The 20,643-nt window shown below is 51.4% G+C and carries 19 protein-coding genes; 17 read left to right on the forward strand and 2 right to left on the reverse strand.

Translation table 11 applies throughout. The features are described from left to right. Window positions 1-32: 32 nt before the first annotated feature. Together sucC and sucD are read left to right on the forward strand one after the other, a co-directional pair. Window positions 33-1,199 (forward strand): ADP-forming succinate--CoA ligase subunit beta, encoded by a 1,167-nt coding sequence (sucC, locus tag NY07_RS12110; protein WP_033539618.1) that lies wholly within the window; start codon window positions 33-35, stop codon window positions 1,197-1,199. Beyond that, window positions 1,199-2,071 carry a succinate--CoA ligase subunit alpha gene (sucD, locus tag NY07_RS12115; protein WP_033539619.1) on the forward strand — a complete coding sequence of 291 codons (873 nt, stop codon included), beginning with the start codon at window positions 1,199-1,201 and terminating at the stop codon, window positions 2,069-2,071. Before sucC ends, sucD begins: the two co-directional genes overlap by 1 nt. Window positions 2,072-2,146: 75 nt before the next feature. Here sucD and NY07_RS12120 read toward each other — a convergent pair whose 3' ends face one another. Next, a complete protein-coding gene (locus tag NY07_RS12120) occupies window positions 2,147-3,838 on the reverse strand; it encodes an FMN-binding glutamate synthase family protein (protein ID WP_033539620.1) in 1,692 nt (563 codons plus the stop codon). Window positions 3,839-4,055: 217 nt separating this feature from the next. Here NY07_RS12120 and NY07_RS12125 point away from each other — a divergent pair, with 217 nt between their 5' ends. Further along, window positions 4,056-4,556 carry a GNAT family N-acetyltransferase gene (locus NY07_RS12125; protein WP_081953828.1) on the forward strand — a complete coding sequence of 167 codons (501 nt, stop codon included), beginning with the start codon at window positions 4,056-4,058 and terminating at the stop codon, window positions 4,554-4,556. 86 nt (window positions 4,557-4,642) lie between these two features. Here the strand turns inward: NY07_RS12125 and fur are convergent, their stop codons facing one another. Then, window positions 4,643-5,074 carry a ferric iron uptake transcriptional regulator gene (gene fur, locus NY07_RS12130; RefSeq protein ID WP_033539621.1) on the reverse strand — a complete coding sequence of 144 codons (432 nt, stop codon included), beginning with the start codon at window positions 5,072-5,074 and terminating at the stop codon, window positions 4,643-4,645. 313 nt (window positions 5,075-5,387) lie between these two features. On the opposite strand from fur, the gene cobB reads away from it, so the two are divergent. From cobB to NY07_RS12205, 14 genes are all read left to right on the forward strand, one after another. After that, a complete protein-coding gene (gene cobB, locus NY07_RS12135; RefSeq protein ID WP_033539622.1) occupies window positions 5,388-6,134 on the forward strand; it encodes a Sir2 family NAD+-dependent deacetylase in 747 nt (248 codons plus the stop codon). A 71-nt stretch (window positions 6,135-6,205) separates the two neighbouring features. Further along, complete coding sequence (locus NY07_RS12140; protein WP_033539643.1) at window positions 6,206-6,625, forward strand: AAA family ATPase; 420 nt, start codon at window positions 6,206-6,208, stop codon at window positions 6,623-6,625. Between the two features lie 40 nt (window positions 6,626-6,665). Next, on the forward strand, window positions 6,666-6,953 hold the full coding sequence (locus tag NY07_RS12145; protein WP_033539623.1) for an antibiotic biosynthesis monooxygenase family protein: 288 nt from the start codon (window positions 6,666-6,668) through the stop codon (window positions 6,951-6,953). Window positions 6,954-7,083: 130 nt separating this feature from the next. Next, window positions 7,084-7,746, forward strand: coding sequence for a Type 1 glutamine amidotransferase-like domain-containing protein (locus NY07_RS12150; RefSeq protein WP_140946906.1), 663 nt, complete (start codon window positions 7,084-7,086; stop codon window positions 7,744-7,746). A 622-nt stretch (window positions 7,747-8,368) separates the two neighbouring features. Continuing rightward, window positions 8,369-9,559, forward strand: coding sequence for a thiolase family protein (locus tag NY07_RS12160; protein ID WP_033539625.1), 1,191 nt, complete (start codon window positions 8,369-8,371; stop codon window positions 9,557-9,559). 135 nt (window positions 9,560-9,694) lie between these two features. Continuing rightward, the gene (locus NY07_RS12165) at window positions 9,695-11,200 is read left to right on the forward strand and encodes a CoA-acylating methylmalonate-semialdehyde dehydrogenase (RefSeq protein WP_033539626.1); all 1,506 of its coding nucleotides are present in this window, start codon (window positions 9,695-9,697) and stop codon (window positions 11,198-11,200) included. Between the two features lie 149 nt (window positions 11,201-11,349). Continuing rightward, on the forward strand, window positions 11,350-12,507 hold the full coding sequence (locus NY07_RS12170; protein WP_033539627.1) for an acyl-CoA dehydrogenase family protein: 1,158 nt from the start codon (window positions 11,350-11,352) through the stop codon (window positions 12,505-12,507). A gap of 15 nt (window positions 12,508-12,522) precedes the next feature. Further along, complete coding sequence (locus tag NY07_RS12175; protein WP_033539628.1) at window positions 12,523-13,296, forward strand: enoyl-CoA hydratase; 774 nt, start codon at window positions 12,523-12,525, stop codon at window positions 13,294-13,296. Next, window positions 13,296-14,426 carry an enoyl-CoA hydratase/isomerase family protein gene (locus NY07_RS12180; protein ID WP_033539629.1) on the forward strand — a complete coding sequence of 377 codons (1,131 nt, stop codon included), beginning with the start codon at window positions 13,296-13,298 and terminating at the stop codon, window positions 14,424-14,426. The genes NY07_RS12175 and NY07_RS12180 overlap by 1 nt, the downstream gene beginning before the upstream one ends. A gap of 35 nt (window positions 14,427-14,461) precedes the next feature. After that, window positions 14,462-15,361 carry a 3-hydroxyisobutyrate dehydrogenase gene (mmsB, locus tag NY07_RS12185; RefSeq protein WP_033539630.1) on the forward strand — a complete coding sequence of 300 codons (900 nt, stop codon included), beginning with the start codon at window positions 14,462-14,464 and terminating at the stop codon, window positions 15,359-15,361. Between the two features lie 4 nt (window positions 15,362-15,365). Then, on the forward strand, window positions 15,366-16,124 hold the full coding sequence (locus NY07_RS12190; protein ID WP_033539631.1) for an SDR family oxidoreductase: 759 nt from the start codon (window positions 15,366-15,368) through the stop codon (window positions 16,122-16,124). Window positions 16,125-16,409: 285 nt separating this feature from the next. Beyond that, window positions 16,410-16,664, forward strand: a complete 255-nt coding sequence (locus tag NY07_RS12195; protein WP_033539632.1) for a hypothetical protein — start codon at window positions 16,410-16,412, stop codon at window positions 16,662-16,664. Window positions 16,665-16,676: 12 nt separating this feature from the next. Continuing rightward, complete coding sequence (locus NY07_RS12200) at window positions 16,677-18,740, forward strand: S9 family peptidase (protein ID WP_033539633.1); 2,064 nt, start codon at window positions 16,677-16,679, stop codon at window positions 18,738-18,740. A 220-nt stretch (window positions 18,741-18,960) separates the two neighbouring features. Further along, a complete protein-coding gene (locus tag NY07_RS12205) occupies window positions 18,961-20,556 on the forward strand; it encodes an ABC-F family ATPase (RefSeq protein ID WP_033539634.1) in 1,596 nt (531 codons plus the stop codon). Window positions 20,557-20,643: the final 87 nt, after the last annotated feature.

A 20,643-nucleotide genomic window follows, 5' to 3' on the forward strand; every position in this document is an offset into this window, starting at 1 on the left:
GGATTAGATTAGAAGTATACGGATAGATCATCATGAATTTGCATGAGTATCAGGCAAAAGCCCTATTTGCCGAATATGGTTTACCAGTGTCAGAAGGTTATGCTTGTGATACCCCTCAAGAGGCGGTAGAAGCGGCTGGCCATATTGGCGGAAATATGTGGGTTGTTAAGTGTCAAGTACACGCTGGCGGCCGTGGTAAAGCCGGTGGCGTAAAAGTTACCGGCGATAAAGAAGAGATCAGAGCATTTGCCGAGCATTGGTTAGGTAAGAACCTAGTAACGTATCAGACTGACGAAAAAGGTCAGCCAGTTGCTAAGATCTTAGTCGAAAGCTGCACTGATATCGCAAACGAGCTGTACCTAGGTGCCGTTGTTGACCGTGCGACACGTCGCGTTGTTTTCATGGCGTCTACCGAAGGCGGCGTTGAGATTGAAACAGTTGCTGAAGAGACTCCAGAGCTGATCCACAAAGCGATTATTGATCCTTTGACAGGTCCTCAGCCTTACCAGGCTCGTGATCTTGGCTTCAAGCTGGGTCTAAACCCAACGCAAATGAAGCAGTTCACCAAAGTGTTCATGGGTCTGGCGACTATGTTCAACGACCACGATTTTGCATTGCTTGAGATTAACCCTCTGGTTATCACTGAAGAAGGCAACATCCATTGCTTGGATGGCAAGATCGGTATCGATGGCAACGCTCTGTTCCGTCAACCAAAGATCCGCGACATGCACGATCCATCACAAGATGATGCTCGTGAAGCACACGCGGCCAAGTTCGAGCTGAACTATGTTGCCCTTGACGGTAACGTAGGTTGCATGGTAAACGGTGCCGGCCTAGCAATGGGTACTATGGACATCGTTAATCTGCACGGCGGCAAGCCAGCTAACTTCCTTGATGTGGGCGGCGGCGCGACTAAAGAGCGTGTAGCCGAAGCATTCAAGATTATCTTGTCTGACGCTAACGTGAAAGCGGTTCTTGTCAACATCTTCGGTGGTATCGTACGTTGTGACATGATCGCCGAAGGTATCATTGGCGCCGTTAAAGAAGTAGGTGTTGAAGTGCCAGTGGTTGTTCGTCTAGAAGGTACTAACGCAGATCTCGGTCGCGAAGTACTGGCTAACTCTGGTCTTGACATTATTGCAGCCGAGTCGCTAACCGATGCTGCTGTTAAAGTTGTTGCTGCTGCGGAGGGCAAATAATGTCTGTATTAATTAATAAAGATACCAAGGTTATCTGTCAGGGTTTCACTGGCGGTCAAGGTACTTTCCACTCTGAGCAAGCTATCGCGTATGGCACGCAAATGGTTGGCGGTGTTTCACCAGGTAAGGGTGGTCAGGTTCACCTGGGTCTGCCTGTTTTCAATACAGTAAAAGATGCTGTAGCTGAAACGGGTGCGACTGCAACTGTTATCTATGTACCTGCGCCTTTCTGTAAAGACGCTATCCTAGAAGCTATCGACGGTGGTATCGAGCTAATCGTTTGTATTACTGAAGGTATTCCTACTCTGGATATGCTAGAAGTTAAGGTTAAGCTGGAAGAGACTGGCGTACGTATGATCGGTCCAAACTGCCCAGGTGTTATCACTCCAGGCGAATGTAAGATCGGTATCATGCCAGGTCACATCCATAAGCCAGGTAAAGTGGGTATCGTGTCTCGCTCTGGTACGCTGACCTATGAAGCGGTTAAGCAAACTACCGATGAAGGTTTCGGCCAATCAACTTGTGTTGGTATCGGTGGCGACCCAATTCCAGGCACTAACTTCATCGACGTATTGGAAATGTTCCAAAACGATCCGCTGACCGAAGCTATCGTGATGATTGGCGAGATCGGTGGTACTGCTGAAGAAGAAGCGGCAGAATATATCAAGGCTAACGTGACTAAGCCTGTAGTGTCTTACATTGCCGGTGTGACTGCACCAGCGGGTAAGCGTATGGGTCACGCTGGCGCGATCATCGCTGGCGGTAAAGGTACGGCTGAAGACAAGTTTGCAGCGCTAGAAGCAGCAGGCGTGACTACAGTTCGTTCACTTGCCGACATCGGTAGTGCACTGCGTGCTAAGACTGGCTGGTAATTCGCTAAGTCATTAAGCATCTGATAAAAAAGGCGCCCTAGGGCGCCTTTTTTTAATGACAGCTTTAGATAACTTTTATGACTGCCTATGGTCACTAGGTGTTTCCCTGTGTTCATTTTCATTACGGTGAGATAGGCCAAATTCGGCAGGGGTGAGGATATAGGTGTCTTCGCAATAGAAATCTTCGGCGCTACACTGTTGCCACCAAGATGCCCAGGCCGTGCCTTGCAGTTTGTTCTCTATGATGGCGTTATGGGTCAGGGGCGCTACCAGGCTACCGGTAGAGATGAGCAGGCCATAAGGTGAACGGCGTTTAATCATTCTCGGCTTTAACTTGTCGGGATTATCCAGTCCCATGCTGCCTACCAATTCATAGAAGGCTTTTAAGGTGTTTTGGTGGAAGTTCTTCACCCGTTCACTCTTCTTCTTTACATCCAGGGCCTTGGAGCGCGCAGGATCTTGAGTAGCGATACCCGTTGGGCACATGTTTGTGTTACAGCTTCGCGATTGAATACAGCCCAGCGACAGCATCATGGTACGGGCGGCATTGATCAGATCGGCGCCCATGGCAATCTTGGTCAGTAGATCGAAACTTGAGGCCGTCTTACCCGCAGCGATCAGGGTGATCTTATGCCTCAGTCCCACGCCAACCAAGGCATTATTGGCAAAGTAGACCCCTTCGAGACACGTCATGCCTAAACGATTGCTGAACTCCACTGGTGCCGCCCCCGTGCCGCCTTCGGCGCCATCTATGGTGATGAAATCGGGTGTGATATTGGTTTTTAGCATCGCTTTACAGATGGCGAGAAACTCCGCCGGATTGCCGATACAGAGCTTAAAGCCCACAGGCTTACCGCCGCTTAACTCTCGCAGGCGATTGACGAAGTTGAGCAGAGCAATGGGCGTGGTGCACTCAGGGTTGACCGCTGGGGAGACACAATCCTTATCCATGGATATATGCCGAATACGGGCGATCTCCGAGGTGATTTTGGCCTTTGGTAACAGGCCTCCTTTACCCGGCTTAGCGCCTTGGCTGAGCTTTATCTCTATCATCTTGATCTGGGGGTGCTTGGCCATCTTCTCGAAAGTGTCGGGATTGAAATTGCCCTCATCGTCGCGACAGCCAAATAGCCCAGAACCTATCTGCCACACTAAATCGCCTCCATGTTTGAGGTGGTAGGGACTGACTCCGCCTTCCCCCGTATTGTGGTAACAGCCTGCCTTTTTGGCGCCCAGGTTAAGGGCCTCAATCGCATTGGCGCTGAGGGATCCAAAACTCATGGCGGAGATATTGAAGTAGGAGGCGTCGTAGGGCTTAGTGCAGTCCGGGCCGCCAATGCGCACCCGTTTGGCCTGTTCGTCGATCTGTTTAGGTGACAGTGAATGCCACAGGCTTAAATAATTTTCTTCTAATAGGTCGCGCTGGGTTCCGAAGGCGATAGTATCGCGTACATTTTTGGCTCTTTGGTAGACTAGGGAGCGTTGCTCGCGATTGAATGGGGCTTCTTCTGTGTCGCCGGCGATAAAATATTGCTGTATCTCCACTCGGTAAGATTCAAGGAAATAACGTAGATAGGCGACCACTGGGTAGAGGCGGTTGAGTGTATGAGAGCTAAACAGCAGATCATAGGCGCCGATTAGGGTGTAGAGTAGGGTAAAGCCCAGGAGAAACGCGGCGCCAGTGCCGCCAAACTTGAGATAGTAATAGAGTCCGGCCCCATTACCTAGGGTGGCGATAAGCCAAAAGACCTTTTGCATAATAGTCATAACGCATTCCAGTATTGCAGACACTTATCCTTAGCTGTCTATTGAACGCCATTGCAATTGTTTTAGCAATTGTTCACGTTGAGACTTATGTTATTTTTACTTATTTTAAGCGAGGTTAGTGTAAAGCTATGCCCGCTTAAGCTTGGATGAATACTTCCTAATCTACCGTGTTATGGGTATATTGAAACGCTAGATGGGGAAATGAAAGGAGCGGGTGGTGATCATCGCAGAAACAGAAAGGCTGATTTTACGCCAATTTGAGGCACAGGATGTGGAGAGTCTCTACTTGCTAAACAGCATTCCTGAGGTATTAACCTATATCCCTGGTGCGCCAATGACCTGTCGCTCTCAGGCTCAGGATATTTTTGAAAACGTGTTGCTTAAAAACTACCGCGAACGTGGCTATGGTCGCTGGGCGGTTGAACACAAGGTCGATAACAAGGTGATAGGTTTTTGTGGCCCAACCTATATCAAAGAGTTTGATGAGGTTGAGTTAGGTTACCGCTATCTGCCTGAATATTGGGGCAAGGGGATCGCTTCGGAGGCGGGGCAAGCTGCGTTATCACGATTTAAAGCTCATGGTATAGATGAGGCCATTGCATTGATTTTACTTGCGAATAAAGGCTCAGAAAGAGTAGCGCGCAAGTTGGGCATGGTCGAGCGCGAACACAGTAAATTTATGGGCCACAAGGTGAAAGTGTTTCATAAGGTGTTGTAAATCAGCGTGACTAAACCTTAGGTGTCACCTTAAACAAAAAAACCAGCATAATGCTGGTTTTTCTTTATGGGTGACTTAGCACCGAATTATTCGTCGCCGTGGTCGCACTCGTCGTTGGTGCATACGCCATAGAGGTACAAACTATGATTGGTCAGCTTAATGTTGTGCTTCATCGCAATCTCGTCTTGGCGTCGCTCAATCATTTCATCAGAAAACTCGATCACTTTACCGCATGAGAGACAGACTAGGTGATCATGATGGTGGGTAGAGGACAGCTCAAACACTGCCTTGCCGCTTTCAAAGTGATGACGGGTAACGATACCTGCATCATCGAATTGGTTTAATACACGGTAAACCGTAGCCAGACCTATTTCTTCGCCAATATCGAGCAGTTTTTTATATAGTTCTTCTGCACTGATATGCTGGTTTTCGGGCTCCTGCATCAGCTCGAGGATCTTGACTCGTGGTAAGGTGACCTTTAATCCCGCTTTTTTTAGCGCTTGATTTCCATCTGTCATTATTAATCTCTGGATTGAAGAACCATTAGCATTGCCAATAGTGGTTCAGTAGTTGATGTTGAGAACCATTATAGGGGGTGAAATTGAAAACTTAAACCTTTGATCTTGCATATTGTTCGCATCGGCAGAAATTTGTTCTAAATTGGCCCTACCTGTGGGATTTAGGCTGAATTTAAGGCGTACTTTTTGTAATGTTATTGAGACTAATGCCTAATAGTCTTACACAGAAGTATCTGGCAGGATGAGATTCTGGCCTGAGTGTGCCTTGGTGGTGAACTGGGCCCCAGTATAATGATAACGAGAAGGAAGCGGGATGTATCGGCAGATTGTAGTGTTAACCGGGGCAGGGATCTCGGCAGAGTCCGGTTTGAGAACCTTTAGGGATCAAGATGGACTTTGGGAAGAGCATAAAATTGAAGATGTCGCCACGCCAGAAGGCTATGCGCGCGACCCTGAGATGGTTGAGCGTTTCTATAATGAACGTTGGCAACAGCTCCATAATGGCGAGATAGAGCCTAACGACGCGCACAAAGCACTTGCAAGGTTGGAGCAGGAGTTCGACGGCCAGCTGTTGGTGGTCACACAAAATATCGATGATCTTCACGAGCGTGCCGGTTCTCGTCGCCTGCTGCATATGCATGGTGAATTGACCAAGGGACGCTGCCCGCGTTCTCACCAGACCTTTTTGTTGACCGATCACTTTGGCGTTAACCATACCTGTACCTGCTGTATTCCCGCCCAGCGCCTGCGCCCCCATGTGGTTTGGTTCGGTGAGATGCCCATAGGGTTAGACCGTATTCAGCATGCGTTAGATACCTGTGATCTCTTCATTGCCATCGGCACCTCCGGCACGGTTTATCCTGCGGCAGGCTTTGTCGATACTGCTAACCATCATGGTGCCCAAACAGTGGAAGTGAATCTAATGCCAGCGGATCGCCATAGTCAGTTCCAGTATCACTTACAGGGCAAGGCCAGCAAGATAGTACCGCAGCTGGTTGAGCAGATCCTTGCTGGTGATGTGATTAGCGATCAGCCCTTCAGCCAAGCCGCTAAAGGGTGAGCTCAGGGGGGAGCCACCCAGAGGGTGAGCCGCAAGCGGCCCCGGCCGCTCACTGCAGACTCGCGATTATCATGCGCGGCCTGCCGGGTAGCGGAAAGAGTTACTGGGTGGAGCAATTTATTACAGGGAAAAGTGACGGCGAGGCGATTCGCCGTAGAGGCTACTTTTCAACTGACAGTTATTTTGTCAAAGAGGGCGAGTATCGTTTCGACGCCAGTCGACTCGCCCAGTACCATCAGTTTAATCTCACTGCATTTATTCAAGCCCTATCAAGGGGCGAAGGCATAGTGATTTGCGATAACACCAACATGGCTCATTGGGAGTTTATGGCCTATGAGGCTGCCGCCAAGGCGATGGGCTATCAGGTGCGCATCGTGCTCATAGGCAATCCTGGTGAACTGGCTCATCAGCGTCTGTGTGCAGAGCGCAATCAACACGGCTTAGGGCTCAAACAGATCCAGGCGATGGCGCGTCAGTTCGAGCAGTTATAAGCAGCGCAGCCCATTTATATCGATATGGGGGAGGAAGGAGATGTTTGCGGTGATCTTTAAGGCCAAGGTGGCCCACTTGGATGCCAGATACAGTGAGATGGCAGCTCAAATGCGGCAATTAGCGATGGAGAAATACCACTGCCAGGACTTTATTGCTGTGACCGAAGGGGAGCTGGAGATCGCCATCTCCTATTGGCGCAGCGAAGCCGATATTTTGGCCTGGAAACAAGATAGCGAACATAGAGTTGCCCAGCAGCTAGGCAGGCAAGCTTGGTACAAGAGTTACCAGGTCGAAATCGTCGAGATAAAGCGCCAATATCAAGGTTAACGATTGAGTGTTTCAAGGTGAGCTTGATGTGTCGTTATAACCGAGCCGTGGCAAAGGTCAAAAGCAAGCTTTAAAGGATATAAACCGAGTATTTTGTCTGGTATGGCAAACGCCCACAAGGAGGAGCAAGGTGTCATTAGTACTGATGAGTGATCTAGATTGCATGGCGTCGCAGGCGGCTATCGCCGAGGTGCTCAGCGAAGGCGATAGCCTGGGTTATTTGGCCTCAGGCCATGAGTTGGAGCAAAGTTACTATAAGGCGACGCAGGAGCAATATTCCCGTTTAGGCTTGAGGCTTGAGCATTATCTGGATCTTGAGCAAGGCTTTTCTACGGCGGGGTTGGATAGGTTACTAAATTACAGAGCGATTCATCTCGCCGGTGGTGATACCTTTGGCTTTTTAGCGCAAGTGCATGCCCGCGGACTGATGACGGAGTTTTCTGACTATTGTCACCGAGGTGGGATCTTAATTGGCATGAGCGCTGGCGCTATGCTGATGACCCCGACGATTGCCTGTGCTCCCTTGTGCGGTGATGTTAATCACCAGGCGCTTAGCGATTTGAGTGGTCTGGGCTTGCTCCCCTATCAATTTTTACCCCATTGCGATCTCAGTGACGGCGGAGTGGCAATGAGCGTCAGGGCCGCGTGTCAACTCGAGGCATCGAGTTTGGCTGAGTATCCCCTCATACTCTGTAGCGATGAGGATGCCGTTTTGGTCACCAAGGCTGGGCTGCGCGGTTTCGGTCAACCACTGCTTTTCGATGGCGTGGGCTTGATGGCGCTCTCTCTGTAGGGCTAACGTTTTGCTTAAGAGTCTCCACAGCTAAACAAGGCAAGCTCTGTTCACCATGGCGCTTAATAGTTCAAGGACACCTGGTTAAGCGGGTATTTGTGCCGTTTCTTGCTGGCCTCAAGGGGTTGTCTCATCAGTGTCTGTTCCGCACCAGAGGCTCATCTTTTGCCAATGGAGAAAGGCTGACCCTAAGGGTAAGATACTCGTCCCACTAATCGCTGCTAGCATCTGATATTCCCAGACTAAACCAACTCGCAATGGATCGAGCTGCGACATTATTTTTTGCTGTTTTTGCCCCCGTAAATAGTGACTCATTTTCCTAATAAATAAGCCCAGATTCAACTATCCTTGGGTAAGCCATTGTTTAGTATAAGTTTTTGTTGTGATTATTGAGTTTTTCCGCTGCGTTCGTTTCTGATGACGCGCCGTCGAAGTGCGGCATCTTGTGCCTACGCTGTAAATGCAGCCTGACAAAACATTAGACTAAAGTTAGTGAAATTCGACCAGTTAATGCTTGCTTTACGTTCGCGTAAACGTCACAGTGATATTATTTGAACATGATCACGCTTTCACCATGAAGCCGTGTGACATGAGCGCATAAGTACCTTAAATGGAGCGGAAGATGAGTACAGAGCAAACTAACCAAGAAATCGTGATTGTTGCGGCGAAACGCACCCCTATGGGTGGATTCCAAGGATCCCTTTCCAGCGTGCCGTCACCGACACTCGCCGCCACGGCGATTAAGGGACTCATGGACGCTGCAGGCGTTCAGGGCGACGATGTTAACGAAGTCTTGATGGGCTGCGTATTGCCAGCGGGTCTCGGCCAGGCGCCAGCGCGTCAGGCGACCTTAGGTGCCGATCTCCCTCTGTCAGTGGGCGCGACCACAGTCAACAAGGTGTGTGGTTCAGGCATGAAGACTGTCATGATGGCTCATGATCTGATTAAAGCCGGTAGCGCCGAGGTGGTTATTGCCGGTGGTATGGAAAGCATGAGTCAGGCACCTTACCTGTTAGATAAGGCGCGCGGCGGCATGCGCATGGGCCATGGCAAGGTGCTGGATCATATGTTCCTCGATGGTCTTGAAGATGCCTACACGGGCGGCGCTATGGGTACCTTTGCCCAGAAGACCGCCGATGATTTCGGTATCACCCGCGAGGCAATGGATAACTTTGCCCTAAGCTCGCTGCAAAAAGCCAATGCCGCTATCGAATCTGGTGCCTTTAAGGCTGAGATAGTGCCGGTTACCGTGGCCAGCCGTAAAGGCGATATCGTGGTTGATGCTGACGAGCAGCCTGGCAACGCCAGACCCGAGAAGATCCCAACCCTGCGCCCAGCTTTCGCGAAAGAGGGTACCATCACGGCTGCCAACTCTAGCTCCATTTCTGATGGCGCCGCGGTATTGATGCTGATGAGCGCAGACGAGGCGAGCAAGCGCGGTTTAGAAGTGCTGGCCACCATCAAGGGTCATACGACGCATTCACAAGAGCCTTCAATGTTTACCACTGCGCCAGTGGGCGCGATGAACAAACTGCTGGATAAGGTTAACTGGTCTAAAGAGGATGTGGATCTGTTTGAGATCAACGAAGCCTTTGCCATGGTGACCATGCTGGCCATCTCTGAGCTGAGCCTTGATGAGGCTAAGGTCAACGTCAATGGCGGCGCCTGCGCCCTGGGTCATCCTATCGGTTGCTCTGGTGCCCGCGTACTGGTCACTCTTATTCACGCTCTGAAGGCCAGAGGCCTTAAGCGCGGTGTGGCATCACTGTGTATCGGTGGCGGCGAAGCCACTGCCATGGCAATCGAAGTTTAATCCTGTTATTTGGGCTCGCTGCCGCGAGCCCATGCATTCACCCATGATTATGTGAGTTTTTTGCTGTCACTTACATAGCAGATCATCAGGTAGCGGCATTTGTCCATGCCTGTTAGACGTATTTAGGAAAGCGATATGACAACTCAAGTAAAACACTACATCGACGGTCAGTTTATTTTAGGTAGCGGCCAGCAACAGATCTCTGTCACTAACCCGGCGAATAACGAAGTGATTGCCACGATCAACGCCGCCACGGTAGAAGAAGTTGAAACCGCGATCGCCAGCGCCAAGCAAGCCTTTGCCACCTGGAAAGAGGTGCCTGTGTCTGAGCGCGCCCGCGTGATGTTCCGCTACCAGCACCTGCTGAAAGCGCATCATGATGAGATCGCGACAATCCTGGCCCAGGAAACCGGTAAGACCTTCGAAGATGCCAGGGGCGACGTATGGCGCGGTATCGAGGTGGCTGAACATGCCTGCAATATCGCTAGCCTTATCATGGGTGAAACCGTTGAAAACGTGGCCCGCAGCATAGACACCTATAGCTACACTCAGCCGCTGGGCGTGTGCGCTGGTATTACGCCGTTTAACTTCCCGGCAATGATCCCACTGTGGATGTTCCCACTGGCAATAGCCTGTGGTAACACCTTCGTGCTTAAGCCATCTGAGCAAGATCCTTTGACGCCCCAGCGTCTGGTTGAGCTGTTCGAAGAAGCTGGCGCGCCTAAGGGCGTATTGCAACTGGTACACGGTGACAAGACAGCGGTAGACGTGCTGCTTACTCATCAGGATATCAAGGCGATCTCTTTCGTTGGCTCTGTAGGCGTGGGTCAGTACATCTATAAGACAGGTACCGACAACCTCAAGCGCGTTCAGGCCTTTGCCGGTGCTAAGAATCACTGCGTTATAATGCCAGATGCCAACAAGCAGCAGGTGATCAACAACTTAGTAGGCGCCTCTGTGGGCGCGGCCGGTCAGCGCTGTATGGCCCTGTCGGTAGCGGTATTTGTCGGCGAAGCCAAGAAGTGGATCCCTGAGCTGCGTGACGCTATCGCCAAGGTCAGACCGGGCGTATGGGACGACAAAGATGCGGCCTATGGCCCTGTTATCAGCCCTGCCGCCAAGGAGCGCGTGCTAAAGCTTATCGCCCAGGGTAAGGAAGAGGGCGCCGAGTGTCTGCTGGACGGTAGCGATTTTACCGTCGAAGGTTATGAAAACGGTAACTGGGTTGGCCCAACCATGTTTACCAATGTGACCACAGACATGAGCATCTACAAGGAAGAGATCTTCGGCCCAGTATTGTGCTGCATGGAAGTGGAGTCACTGGAAGAGGCGATCGAGCTGGTCAACAACAGCCCATATGGTAACGGTACCTCTATCTTCACCGCTTGTGGCGCCGCTGCTCGTAAGTATCAGCACAACATTGAAGTGGGTCAGGTAGGGATCAACGTGCCTATTCCTGTGCCACTGCCATTCTTCTCGTTTACCGGTTGGAAAGGCAGCTTCTACGGCGATCAGCACGCCTACGGTAAGCAGGCGGTGCGTTTCTACACAGAGACTAAGACAATCACCGCTCGCTGGTTTGAGACAGATATCGTCGAGGCGGAGCACCATGCGCCTAACATGACGATTGCTCTGAAATAAGCGGCAATAAGAGACCTTGCAAGGTAAAAGCGATAAGGCCGGGGCCGAATCGCTTTTATCATTACTAGCCTTCAACAAGTTAAGCGCCGCCATAAATAAGCCGAATCATAGATTCAAGGCAAATACAAAGGCGCGAAAGGAGAGATCAGATGGATTTTAATCTGAATGAAGACCAACGTCAGTTCGCCGAACTGGCTACCCAATTTGCCCAGGAAGAGCTGGCACCTTTTGCCGCCAAGTGGGATGAAGAACATCATTTTCCTAAAGACGTGATTCAAAAAGCCGGTGAGCTGGGTTTCTGCTCACTCTACTCGCCCGAGTCAGAAGGGGGCATGGGTCTGTCTCGTCTGGATTCTTCCATTATTTTCGAGCAGCTCGCCATGGGATGTACTGCGACAACCGCCATGCTGACCATTCACAACATGGCTACCTGGATGGTCACCAGCTTTGGCTCTCAGAATCTTCGCGATGAATGGTCTGAGGCGTTAACGACTGGCAGCAAGCTAGCCTCATACTGTTTGACCGAGGCGGGGGCGGGCAGCGACGCGGCCTCACTCAAGACTAAGGCTGTGCGCGAAGGCGACGAATATGTGATCTCTGGCGCCAAGATGTTTATCTCGGGCGCAGGCTCTACCGAATTGCTAGTGGTCATGTGCCGCACTGGTGAAGCAGGCCCTAAGGGGATCTCGGCGATTGCCATTCCGGCCGATGCCGAAGGGATCACTTACGGTAAGGCGGAAGATAAGATGGGCTGGAATGCCCAGCCGACCCGAGAGATCACCTTTGACAAGGTGCGTGTGCCCGTGACCAACCTATTGGGTGAAGAGGGTCAGGGCTTTACCTTCGCCATGAAGGGGCTCGACGGTGGTCGTATCAACATCGCTACCTGTTCGGTCGGTACTGCTCAAGCAGCCCTTGAGCGCGCCCAGCAATATATGAACGAGCGTCAGCAGTTTGGTAAGCCGATCGCCGCCTTCCAGGCGTTGCAATTTAAGCTGGCCGACATGGCGACCGAATTGGTGGCTGCCCGTCAGATGGTGCGTCTGGCTGCCTTTAAACTCGATAGTGGCGATCCAGAGGCCACAGCCTACTGCGCCATGGCGAAACGCTTCGCCACCGACGTGGGCTTTAACGTGTGTGACAGCGCACTGCAGCTGCACGGCGGTTACGGTTACATCCGCGAATATCCGCTGGAGCGTCACTTCCGCGACGTACGCGTACACCAGATCCTAGAGGGCACCAATGAGATCATGCGTCTTATCATTGCTCGTCGTTTGCTCGACGAAAATGCCAGCCAAATCTTATAGTCAGGGAGAAGAGAGATGACAGCGATAGTTGAACAGATCATCGGCCATACCGCCGTACTGACCATGAACAATCCACCGGCCAATACCTGGACGGCAGACAGCCTGGCGCTGCTTAAGCAGAAGGTGACCGAGCTCAACGCCAACAAGGAGATCTACGCTCTGGTACTGACAGGTGAAGGCGAGAAGTTTTTCAGCGCCGGCGCCGATCTCAAGTTATTTGCCGACGGCGACAAGGGTAATGCGGCCACTATGGCGAAACATTTTGGCGAAGCATTTGAAGCGTTAAGCGCATTTCGTGGCGTCTCTATCGCTGCCATCAACGGCTATGCTATGGGTGGCGGTTTAGAGGTTGCCTTGGCCTGTGATATTCGCATTGCCGAGGCGCAATCAGTGTTAGCTCTGCCAGAAGCCACCGTTGGCCTGCTGCCCTGTGCGGGCGGCACCCAAAACCTGACCGCCCTGGTGGGTGAGGGTTGGGCCAAGCGTATGATCCTGTGCGGTGAGCGTGTTAATGCCGACAAGGCGCTAAGTATCGGTCTTATCGAAGAGGTGGTCGAGAAGGGGCAAGCCTTAGCTACTGCCATGGCGCTAGCCGAGAAGGTGGCGAACCAGAGCCCAAGTAGTGTGACCGTGTGTAAGCAGCTTATTCAGTCTGGCCGCACCATGCCGCGCACCCAGGCGTTGCCGCTTGAGCGTGAGCTGTTTGTGGGGCTGTTTGATACCGAAGATCAGGCAGAAGGGGTTAACGCCTTCCTTGAGAAGCGCAAAGCAAACTGGAAAAACCGCTAATGACTGAGCAGACAAATTGTGTGGTCTTTCAGACCTTAGGCACCCTATCCGGCAAAAGGGTTGGGGTTGCTACCCTCAACATGGAGAAGGCGCTCAACGCCCTTAACATGGATATGGTGCAAGCGTTGACCGCTCAGTTAACCGACTGGGCCGATGATGATGCCATTGCCATGGTGGTGCTGGACGGCGCTGGCGAGAAAGCCTTCTGCGCCGGTGGTGATGTGCGTGCCCTCTATCAGGCGGCGCGAGAGCAGCCCGGTGAGATCCCTGAGGTGACTCAGGAGTTCTTTACCCGAGAATATTTCCTCGATCATCTGCTGCATACCTTCGACAAGCCGGTATTGGTGTGGGCCGATGGCATCGTTATGGGTGGCGGTCTCGGCCTGATGGCTGGCGCCAGTCATCGAATAGTGACCGAGCGTTCACGCATAGCCATGCCAGAGGTGACCATAGGCCTCTATCCTGATGTAGGTGGCAGCTACTTCCTCAACCGTATGCCGGGCCATATGGGCCGTTTCTTAGGGATGACCGCCTATAACATGGATGGCGCCGATGCCTTCTATGTGGGCCTGGGTAATCACTTCCTTAACTCAAATGACAAGCAGCCACTGTTTGACGCGCTTTCCAGCGTCGACTGGGAAAGTGATGTTTGTGCTAATCATGGCAAATTAAACGCGCTACTCGAGGCGATGTCGAGCCGCTGCGCACAACCTATGGGCGCGAGTGTTCTCGAGCAACATCAAGCCGAGATCGATGCCCTAATGGAGGGTGAGCTGGCTGATATCATGACCAAGGTAAAGGCGGTAGAAGACGGTGAGCCTTGGCTGGCGCGCGCCCTAAGCACCATGCTGGCAGGTAGTCCTTTGAGTCTGCACCTGGTGTATCAGCAGTCGCTACTTGGCACTGAGCTGAGTCTGAGTCAGGTCTTCCAGTTGGAACTGGGACTGAGCTGTAACTGCTGCTCAATCGGTGATTTTGCTGAAGGGGTGAGGGCACTGCTTATCGATAAGGACCGTCAGCCACAGTGGCTGTATGAGACTGTCGAGGCCGTGCCACAAGAGATGGTTAAATCACTGATGACTTCGCCATGGGATCCACAAAACGACCCACTGCGCACCTTAGGCCAATAATTTTTCAGGCAAAGCCTGAAGAAAAGGAGCAAAACATGAATACAGTTGCATTTATCGGATTAGGTAATATGGGTGGCCCAATGGCGGTCAACCTGGTGAAGGCCGGTTATACGGTTAAAGCCTTCGATCTCTCTCAGGCGGCACTTAGCCATGTGGTCGAGCAAGGTGCAATGTCGGCGCCGAGTGCTTGCGCGGCAGCTGCTGCGGCCGATGTGGTGATCACCATGTTGCCTGCGGGTAAGCATGTGCGCAGTCTCTATCTGGGAGATGAGCAGAATAAAGGCATCATAGATGTGGTGGCCCAAGGCACCTTGTTGATCGATTGTTCAACCATAGACGCCGAGAGCGCACGTTTTGTTGCCGAGCAGGCCAAAGCTAAGGATCTCGAGTTTATCGACGCGCCAGTATCGGGTGGCACCGCAGGTGCAGCGGCGGGCACGCTGACCTTTATCTGTGGCGGCAGCGATACCGCCTTTGAGCAGGCTCAGGGTGTGCTAAACGCCATGGGTGCTAATATTTTCCATGCCGGTGGCCCAGGTGCCGGTCAGGTCGCTAAGATCTGCAACAACATGCTACTGTCCGTGCTCATGGTCGGTACTAGCGAATCTATTCAGATGGGGATAGACCATGGATTGGATCCTAAGGTCCTTTCTGAGATCATGAAAGTCAGTAGTGGTGGTAATTGGACGCTAGATAAATATAATCCTTGTCCAGATGTGATGGAAAACGTGCCATCATCAAATGGTTACCAGGGTGGATTCATGGTTGATCTTATGGTGAAAGACTTAGGTCTGTCCCAAGAGGCTGCCTTGCTATCTAACTCTAGTACCCCTATGGGGGCGCTGGCTCGTAGCCTGTATGTCAATCATGCCCGTCAGGGTAATGGTAAGCGTGATTTCTCCAGTATTTTTGAGCAGTTTAATAAGAAAGGGTAAGTTGATGGATTTAAAAGATAAGGTTGTTGTCATCACAGGTGGTGCCGGTGGTCTAGGTTTTGCGATGGCACAAGAACTTGCCGCTGCGGGTGCCAAGTTGGCACTTATCGATGTGGATCAGGAGAAGCTTGAACGCGCCTGCGCCGATATCGGCGATACCACTGAGGTTCAAGGTTACGCTTTCGACATTACCGATGAAGAAGATGTAGTGGCCGGTTTCGGTTACATCCTAGAAGACTTTGGCCAGGTCAATGTGTTGGTCAACAACGCAGGCATCTTACTCGATGGCATGTTGGTCAAAGCCAAAGAGGGCAAGGTGACAGATCGCATGTCACTGGCGCAGTTCCAGGCGGTGATCAATGTTAACCTGACAGGCTCTTTCCTTTGCGGACGTGAAGCGGCGGCAGCCATGATCGAATCTAAGCAGCAAGGGGTGATCGTCAACATCTCTAGCTTGGCAAAAGCGGGTAATATCGGTCAGACCAACTACGCCGCTTCTAAGGCTGGCGTTGCAGCTATGTCTGTGGGTTGGGCCAAAGAACTGGCACGCTACAATATCCGCAGCGCGGCGGTGGCGCCAGGTGTTATCGAAACTGAGATGACGGCGGCCATGAAGCCAGAAGCGCTAGAGCGTTTGGAGAAGATGGTGCCGGTTGGACGTTTAGGCCAGGCAAGCGAAATCGCCTCTACCGTCAAGTTCATCATCGAAAACGACTATGTTAATGGTCGCGTATTTGAGATCGACGGTGGTATTCGTATCTAACACTTGGCGAAGTGATAGGTAAAAGCGGGCCCTGTGCCCGTTTTTTTATGGTGGCGTCTATCCCTAATCATTGTGTGAAAGTGCAATGTGCGAAGGTGCGCCACTTGATGTAATCTAATACCAATCACGGTAAGTAAGTGATCAGACATCGCGCGGGAAAAACGTTCGATAACAAGGCAGGATTTTTAGATAAGTAGTTATTCTACAATCAAAAATAGAAATCCCCTTATCGGACGTGTTAACAAGCCGAAATGATCAGTTATTCACTAGGATTGGTATAACCTTATGAGTAAGAAAAGAAAGATGATATGGTTTGAACAAGCGACCAAGACGCTGATGTTGATTGTAGGCGTACTTGGGGTGGTGGTGATCTATACTGGTTTCTTCTTTCTGCTGGTGACGCAGTCATCGGCCAACGTCTTACCCTGGTATATCCTGATCTCCCCCTGGCTCTGCATCTATTTTGGCCTAAGCGCCGAGAAGCAGAAACTCACCCTCATATGGTTGCGACGTAAAATATTCTTTTGGCGAAAGTTCTAGTGAAGTGATGCTATGGCGAGGCGGTTAAAAAACCTGACTTGGGTGCTTGTGTGGCTTGCCGTGGCTGCCATGCTCTTGATGCGCCTTTTTCAGGTCGCCGCCCCTGAGCCTTTGCGCGACGAGCGCAGCGGGCGCCTCATCGCAGATTACGGCAGCTGGCATTCAGTGCTGTCAGCCAAGGCGGTATATGCTCCCTCCGATAGCTTCGGGGTACTTATGCCCATCGAAGATGGTGTTTATTTCACTCAGGTTGATGCAAATCTCGGCGGCAAGGTCGGGGTCAACCAACTCGGCTTATCCGGTGATTTAGTCAATATTATCCCTTCAGAGTTTGATGTGAAAAGCCGTGTCCATGAATATGGCGGCGCGCCTATTCTGGCCATTGGCAGCAGCCTGTTTGCGGTAAAACGCGATGATCAACGGCTGTATCGTATTGCGCCAAATCAGCAGCCTGTTGTCATTACGCCCGCCAATACCCGACATGCCGATTGTGTCTCTTACACTAAGGGGTCTCGGCTTATCTGTGTTCGAGAAGATCATCGCGTGTCAGGTGTGCCTAAAGCGAGCTTGGTAGCGCTTAACCTCAACTTTGAAAATGAGGGAGAAACCTTGGTCAGCGGCAGCGACTTTTACAGCTCGCCGCGAGTATCGCCCGATGGTAGCCAATTGGCCTGGATAAGTTGGCAACAGCCCAATATGCCCTGGGATAACACAGAGCTTTGGGTGGCGGACCTCGATCCTGACCTGGGGATTGTACGTGCGAGAAGATTGTTAAGTCAGATGCAGGGGGCGATTACCCAGCCGTTATACAGCCCCAGCGGCGAGCTGTATGTGATCGCCGATTTTACAAATTGGTGGAATATCTATCGTATCAAACCTGATGGCTCGCCAGAGGCTGTATTGGAACAAGCGGCCGAGTTTGCTAGCCCTGATTGGCAACTGGGTAATCATAGCTATGCTTTTGAAACCGATGATCAACTCATCGCCAGTGTGCAGCATGAGGGCAAGACTCATCTTTTGCGTATCTATACCAAGCTTAGGATAACCGAGTCTATCGCCGCCGAGTTCGCTGAGGTGAAACAACTGGTTAAGGGGCCTGATAGTGTTTATTTCATCGGCAGCAAGATAACGCCAGAGAAGGGAATCTATCGTATTCGTGGGCGCGGAGTGGAGCTGGCGTACGCCCCGAAACTCTGCATAATGGATCCACGATATGTCTCACGCGCAGAGCCGATTAAATTTACATCCGATATCAGCGGCCTGCCTGTTTATGGTTATTTTTATGGCCCGATGAATCCTGAATATATCGCGCCGGATGATCAACGCCCACCGCTCATCATCATGCTCCATGGTGGTCCCACCTGGCGCGCCAGTTTAAGCTTTCGCCGAGATATTCAGTTTTGGACCAGCCGTGGCTTTGCGGTGCTGGATGTCAATTATCGTGGCAGCTCAGGCTTTGGCCGAGCCTATCGTCAGAGTCTTTATGGTTTGTGGGGCCGCGCGGAGGTAGAAGATGCTATCGAGGCAGCCAACTACGTAATGAGTCGTGGCTGGGTCGACCCTGACAAGGTGGCGATCCGCGGCATGAGCGCCGGCGGGTTTAGCGTGCTTTCGGCGCTGGCATTCTATAACACCTTTAAGGCGGGCGTGGTCTATTCGGGAATGAGCGATCTGATGGCTCTGGACAGGGAGACCCATAAGTTCGAGCAGGGATACTTGCATCATTTAGTGGGAGAGCTTAAGCCCAATTCCCCTCTCTACCGCGAGCGTTCGCCCCTCTATCATCTGGATGACTTGAAAGAGCCATTATTACTTGTGCAAGGCGCAAATGATCCTGTGGTGCCGGCGCAGCAATCGAATGTTATCTATGCCGCCCTTAAACGCCGGGGGGTGCCCGTGGCATACCTGCTGTTTGATGATGAAGGGCATGGGGTGAAAAAGCCGCGCAATCGTGTTGCCGCGTTAAATGCCGAACTCTCCTTCTATGGTCAGGTGTTTGGCTTTAGCCCGGCTGACAGTCAGGCTGATCAGCGCTCGCTGTTACTGATCGATAATGGTGAGGCCTTACGCCACTAAATTCTGCCGCTTTGCCACTCGCTCGCTGCGATAGCCTCGGTGGGAAAATAGTCCGCTTAAGTTGATAAAACAGACTAAAGTGGCTATAGTAGCGCGCTTTAAAATATCCCTTTAGCGCGGTTTTTAATCAGCTTGTCACAGGCGACCTTTAGGTTTGCCATGGAGGGTTTTCGACCCGGCAGGCGGCGCTTCGCTTAACTAAATTATTCGGAATTTCACATTGATCACTACAGCGAACATCACCATGCAGTTTGGCTCTAAGCCACTGTTTGAAAACATCTCAGTAAAATTTGGCGGCGGCAATCGTTACGGTCTTATCGGCGCCAATGGTTGTGGTAAATCAACCTTTATGAAGATCCTAGGCGGTGAGCTTGAGCCGACATCGGGCAATGTTTCTCTGGATGTGAATGAGCGTCTGGGTAAGCTGAGCCAGAACCAGTTCGGCTACGAAGAGTTTAATGTTGTCGATACCGTGATCATGGGACATACCGAGCTGTGGAAGGTGAAGCAGGAGCGCGATCGCATCTATTCGTTACCAGAGATGAGCGAAGAAGATGGCATCAAGGTGGCCGAATTGGAGATGGAATTTGCCGAGATGGACGGTTACACCGCAGAAAGCCGTGCTGGCGAACTGTTACTCGGTGTAGGTATTCCGCTAGAGCAACATTTTGGTTTAATGAGCGAAATCGCCCCAGGCTTCAAGCTACGTGTGCTGTTGGCTCAGGCGCTGTTTAGTGATCCAGATGTCTTGCTGCTGGACGAACCCACCAACAACTTGGATATCGATACCATCCGTTGGTTGCAAGAGATGCTCAACCAGCGTAACAGCACCATGATCATCATCTCGCACGACAGATACTTCCTCAACTCTGTGTGTACCCACATGGCGGATCTCGATTATGGAGAGCTGCGTGTCTATCCGGGTAACTATGACGAATATATGACGGCGGCGACTCAGGCCCGTGAGCGTCTATTGTCTGACAATGCCAAGAAGAAAGCGCAAATTGCCGAGCTTCAAGGCTTCGTGGCGCGATTCTCTGCCAACGCCTCTAAGGCGAAGCAGGCGACTTCACGTGCTAAGCAGATCGATAAGATCAAGCTCGAAGAAGTTAAGGCATCAAGCCGTGTTAACCCTTTCATCCGCTTCGAGCAGGAGAAGAAACTCTTCCGTAATGCCTTGGTGGTTGAAGAGCTGTCTAAAGGTTATGACAACGGTCCGTTGTTTAAAGACTTCAACCTGATCGCCGAAGTGGGTGAGCGTATCGCCGTATTGGGTGAAAACGGTGTGGGTAAGACCACTATGCTGCGCACCCTGATCCACGATATTCCACAGGATACAGGAACCATTCATTGGTCAGAAAACGCTGCCATTGGTTACTACGCTCAGGATCATGAATCGGATTTCGAAAATGACATGACACTGTTTGATTGGATGAGTCAGTGGCGTAAACCAGAAGATGACGATCAGAGTGTACGTGGCTACCTTGGCCGTATGCTGTTTAGCTCCGACGATATTAAGAAGTCGGTACGCGTACTCTCAGGTGGTGAGAAGGGACGTATGCTGTTTGGCAAGCTGATCATGCAAAAGCCAAACATTCTGGTGATGGATGAGCCGACCAACCACTTGGATATGGAATCTATCGAGTCACTGAACAATGCGCTGGAGATGTACGAAGGCACCTTGATCTTCGTCAGTCATGACCGCGCTTTCGTGTCGTCACTGGCCACCCGCATCATAGAGATCACCCCACAGGGCGTGAATGACTTCAAGGGCACCTATGATGAGTTCCTGCGCAGCAAAGGCGTAGAGGAATAAAAGATTAGGAATTTTGCCTAATAAAAAGCCCAAGTGATTAAACACTTGGGCTTTTTTAAGGTTCATCGCGGCTTTCCGGGGAAAGCC

It is taken from the genome of Shewanella sp. ECSMB14101 (genome assembly GCF_000773485.1).
Taxonomy (GTDB): domain Bacteria; phylum Pseudomonadota; class Gammaproteobacteria; order Enterobacterales; family Shewanellaceae; genus Shewanella; species Shewanella marisflavi.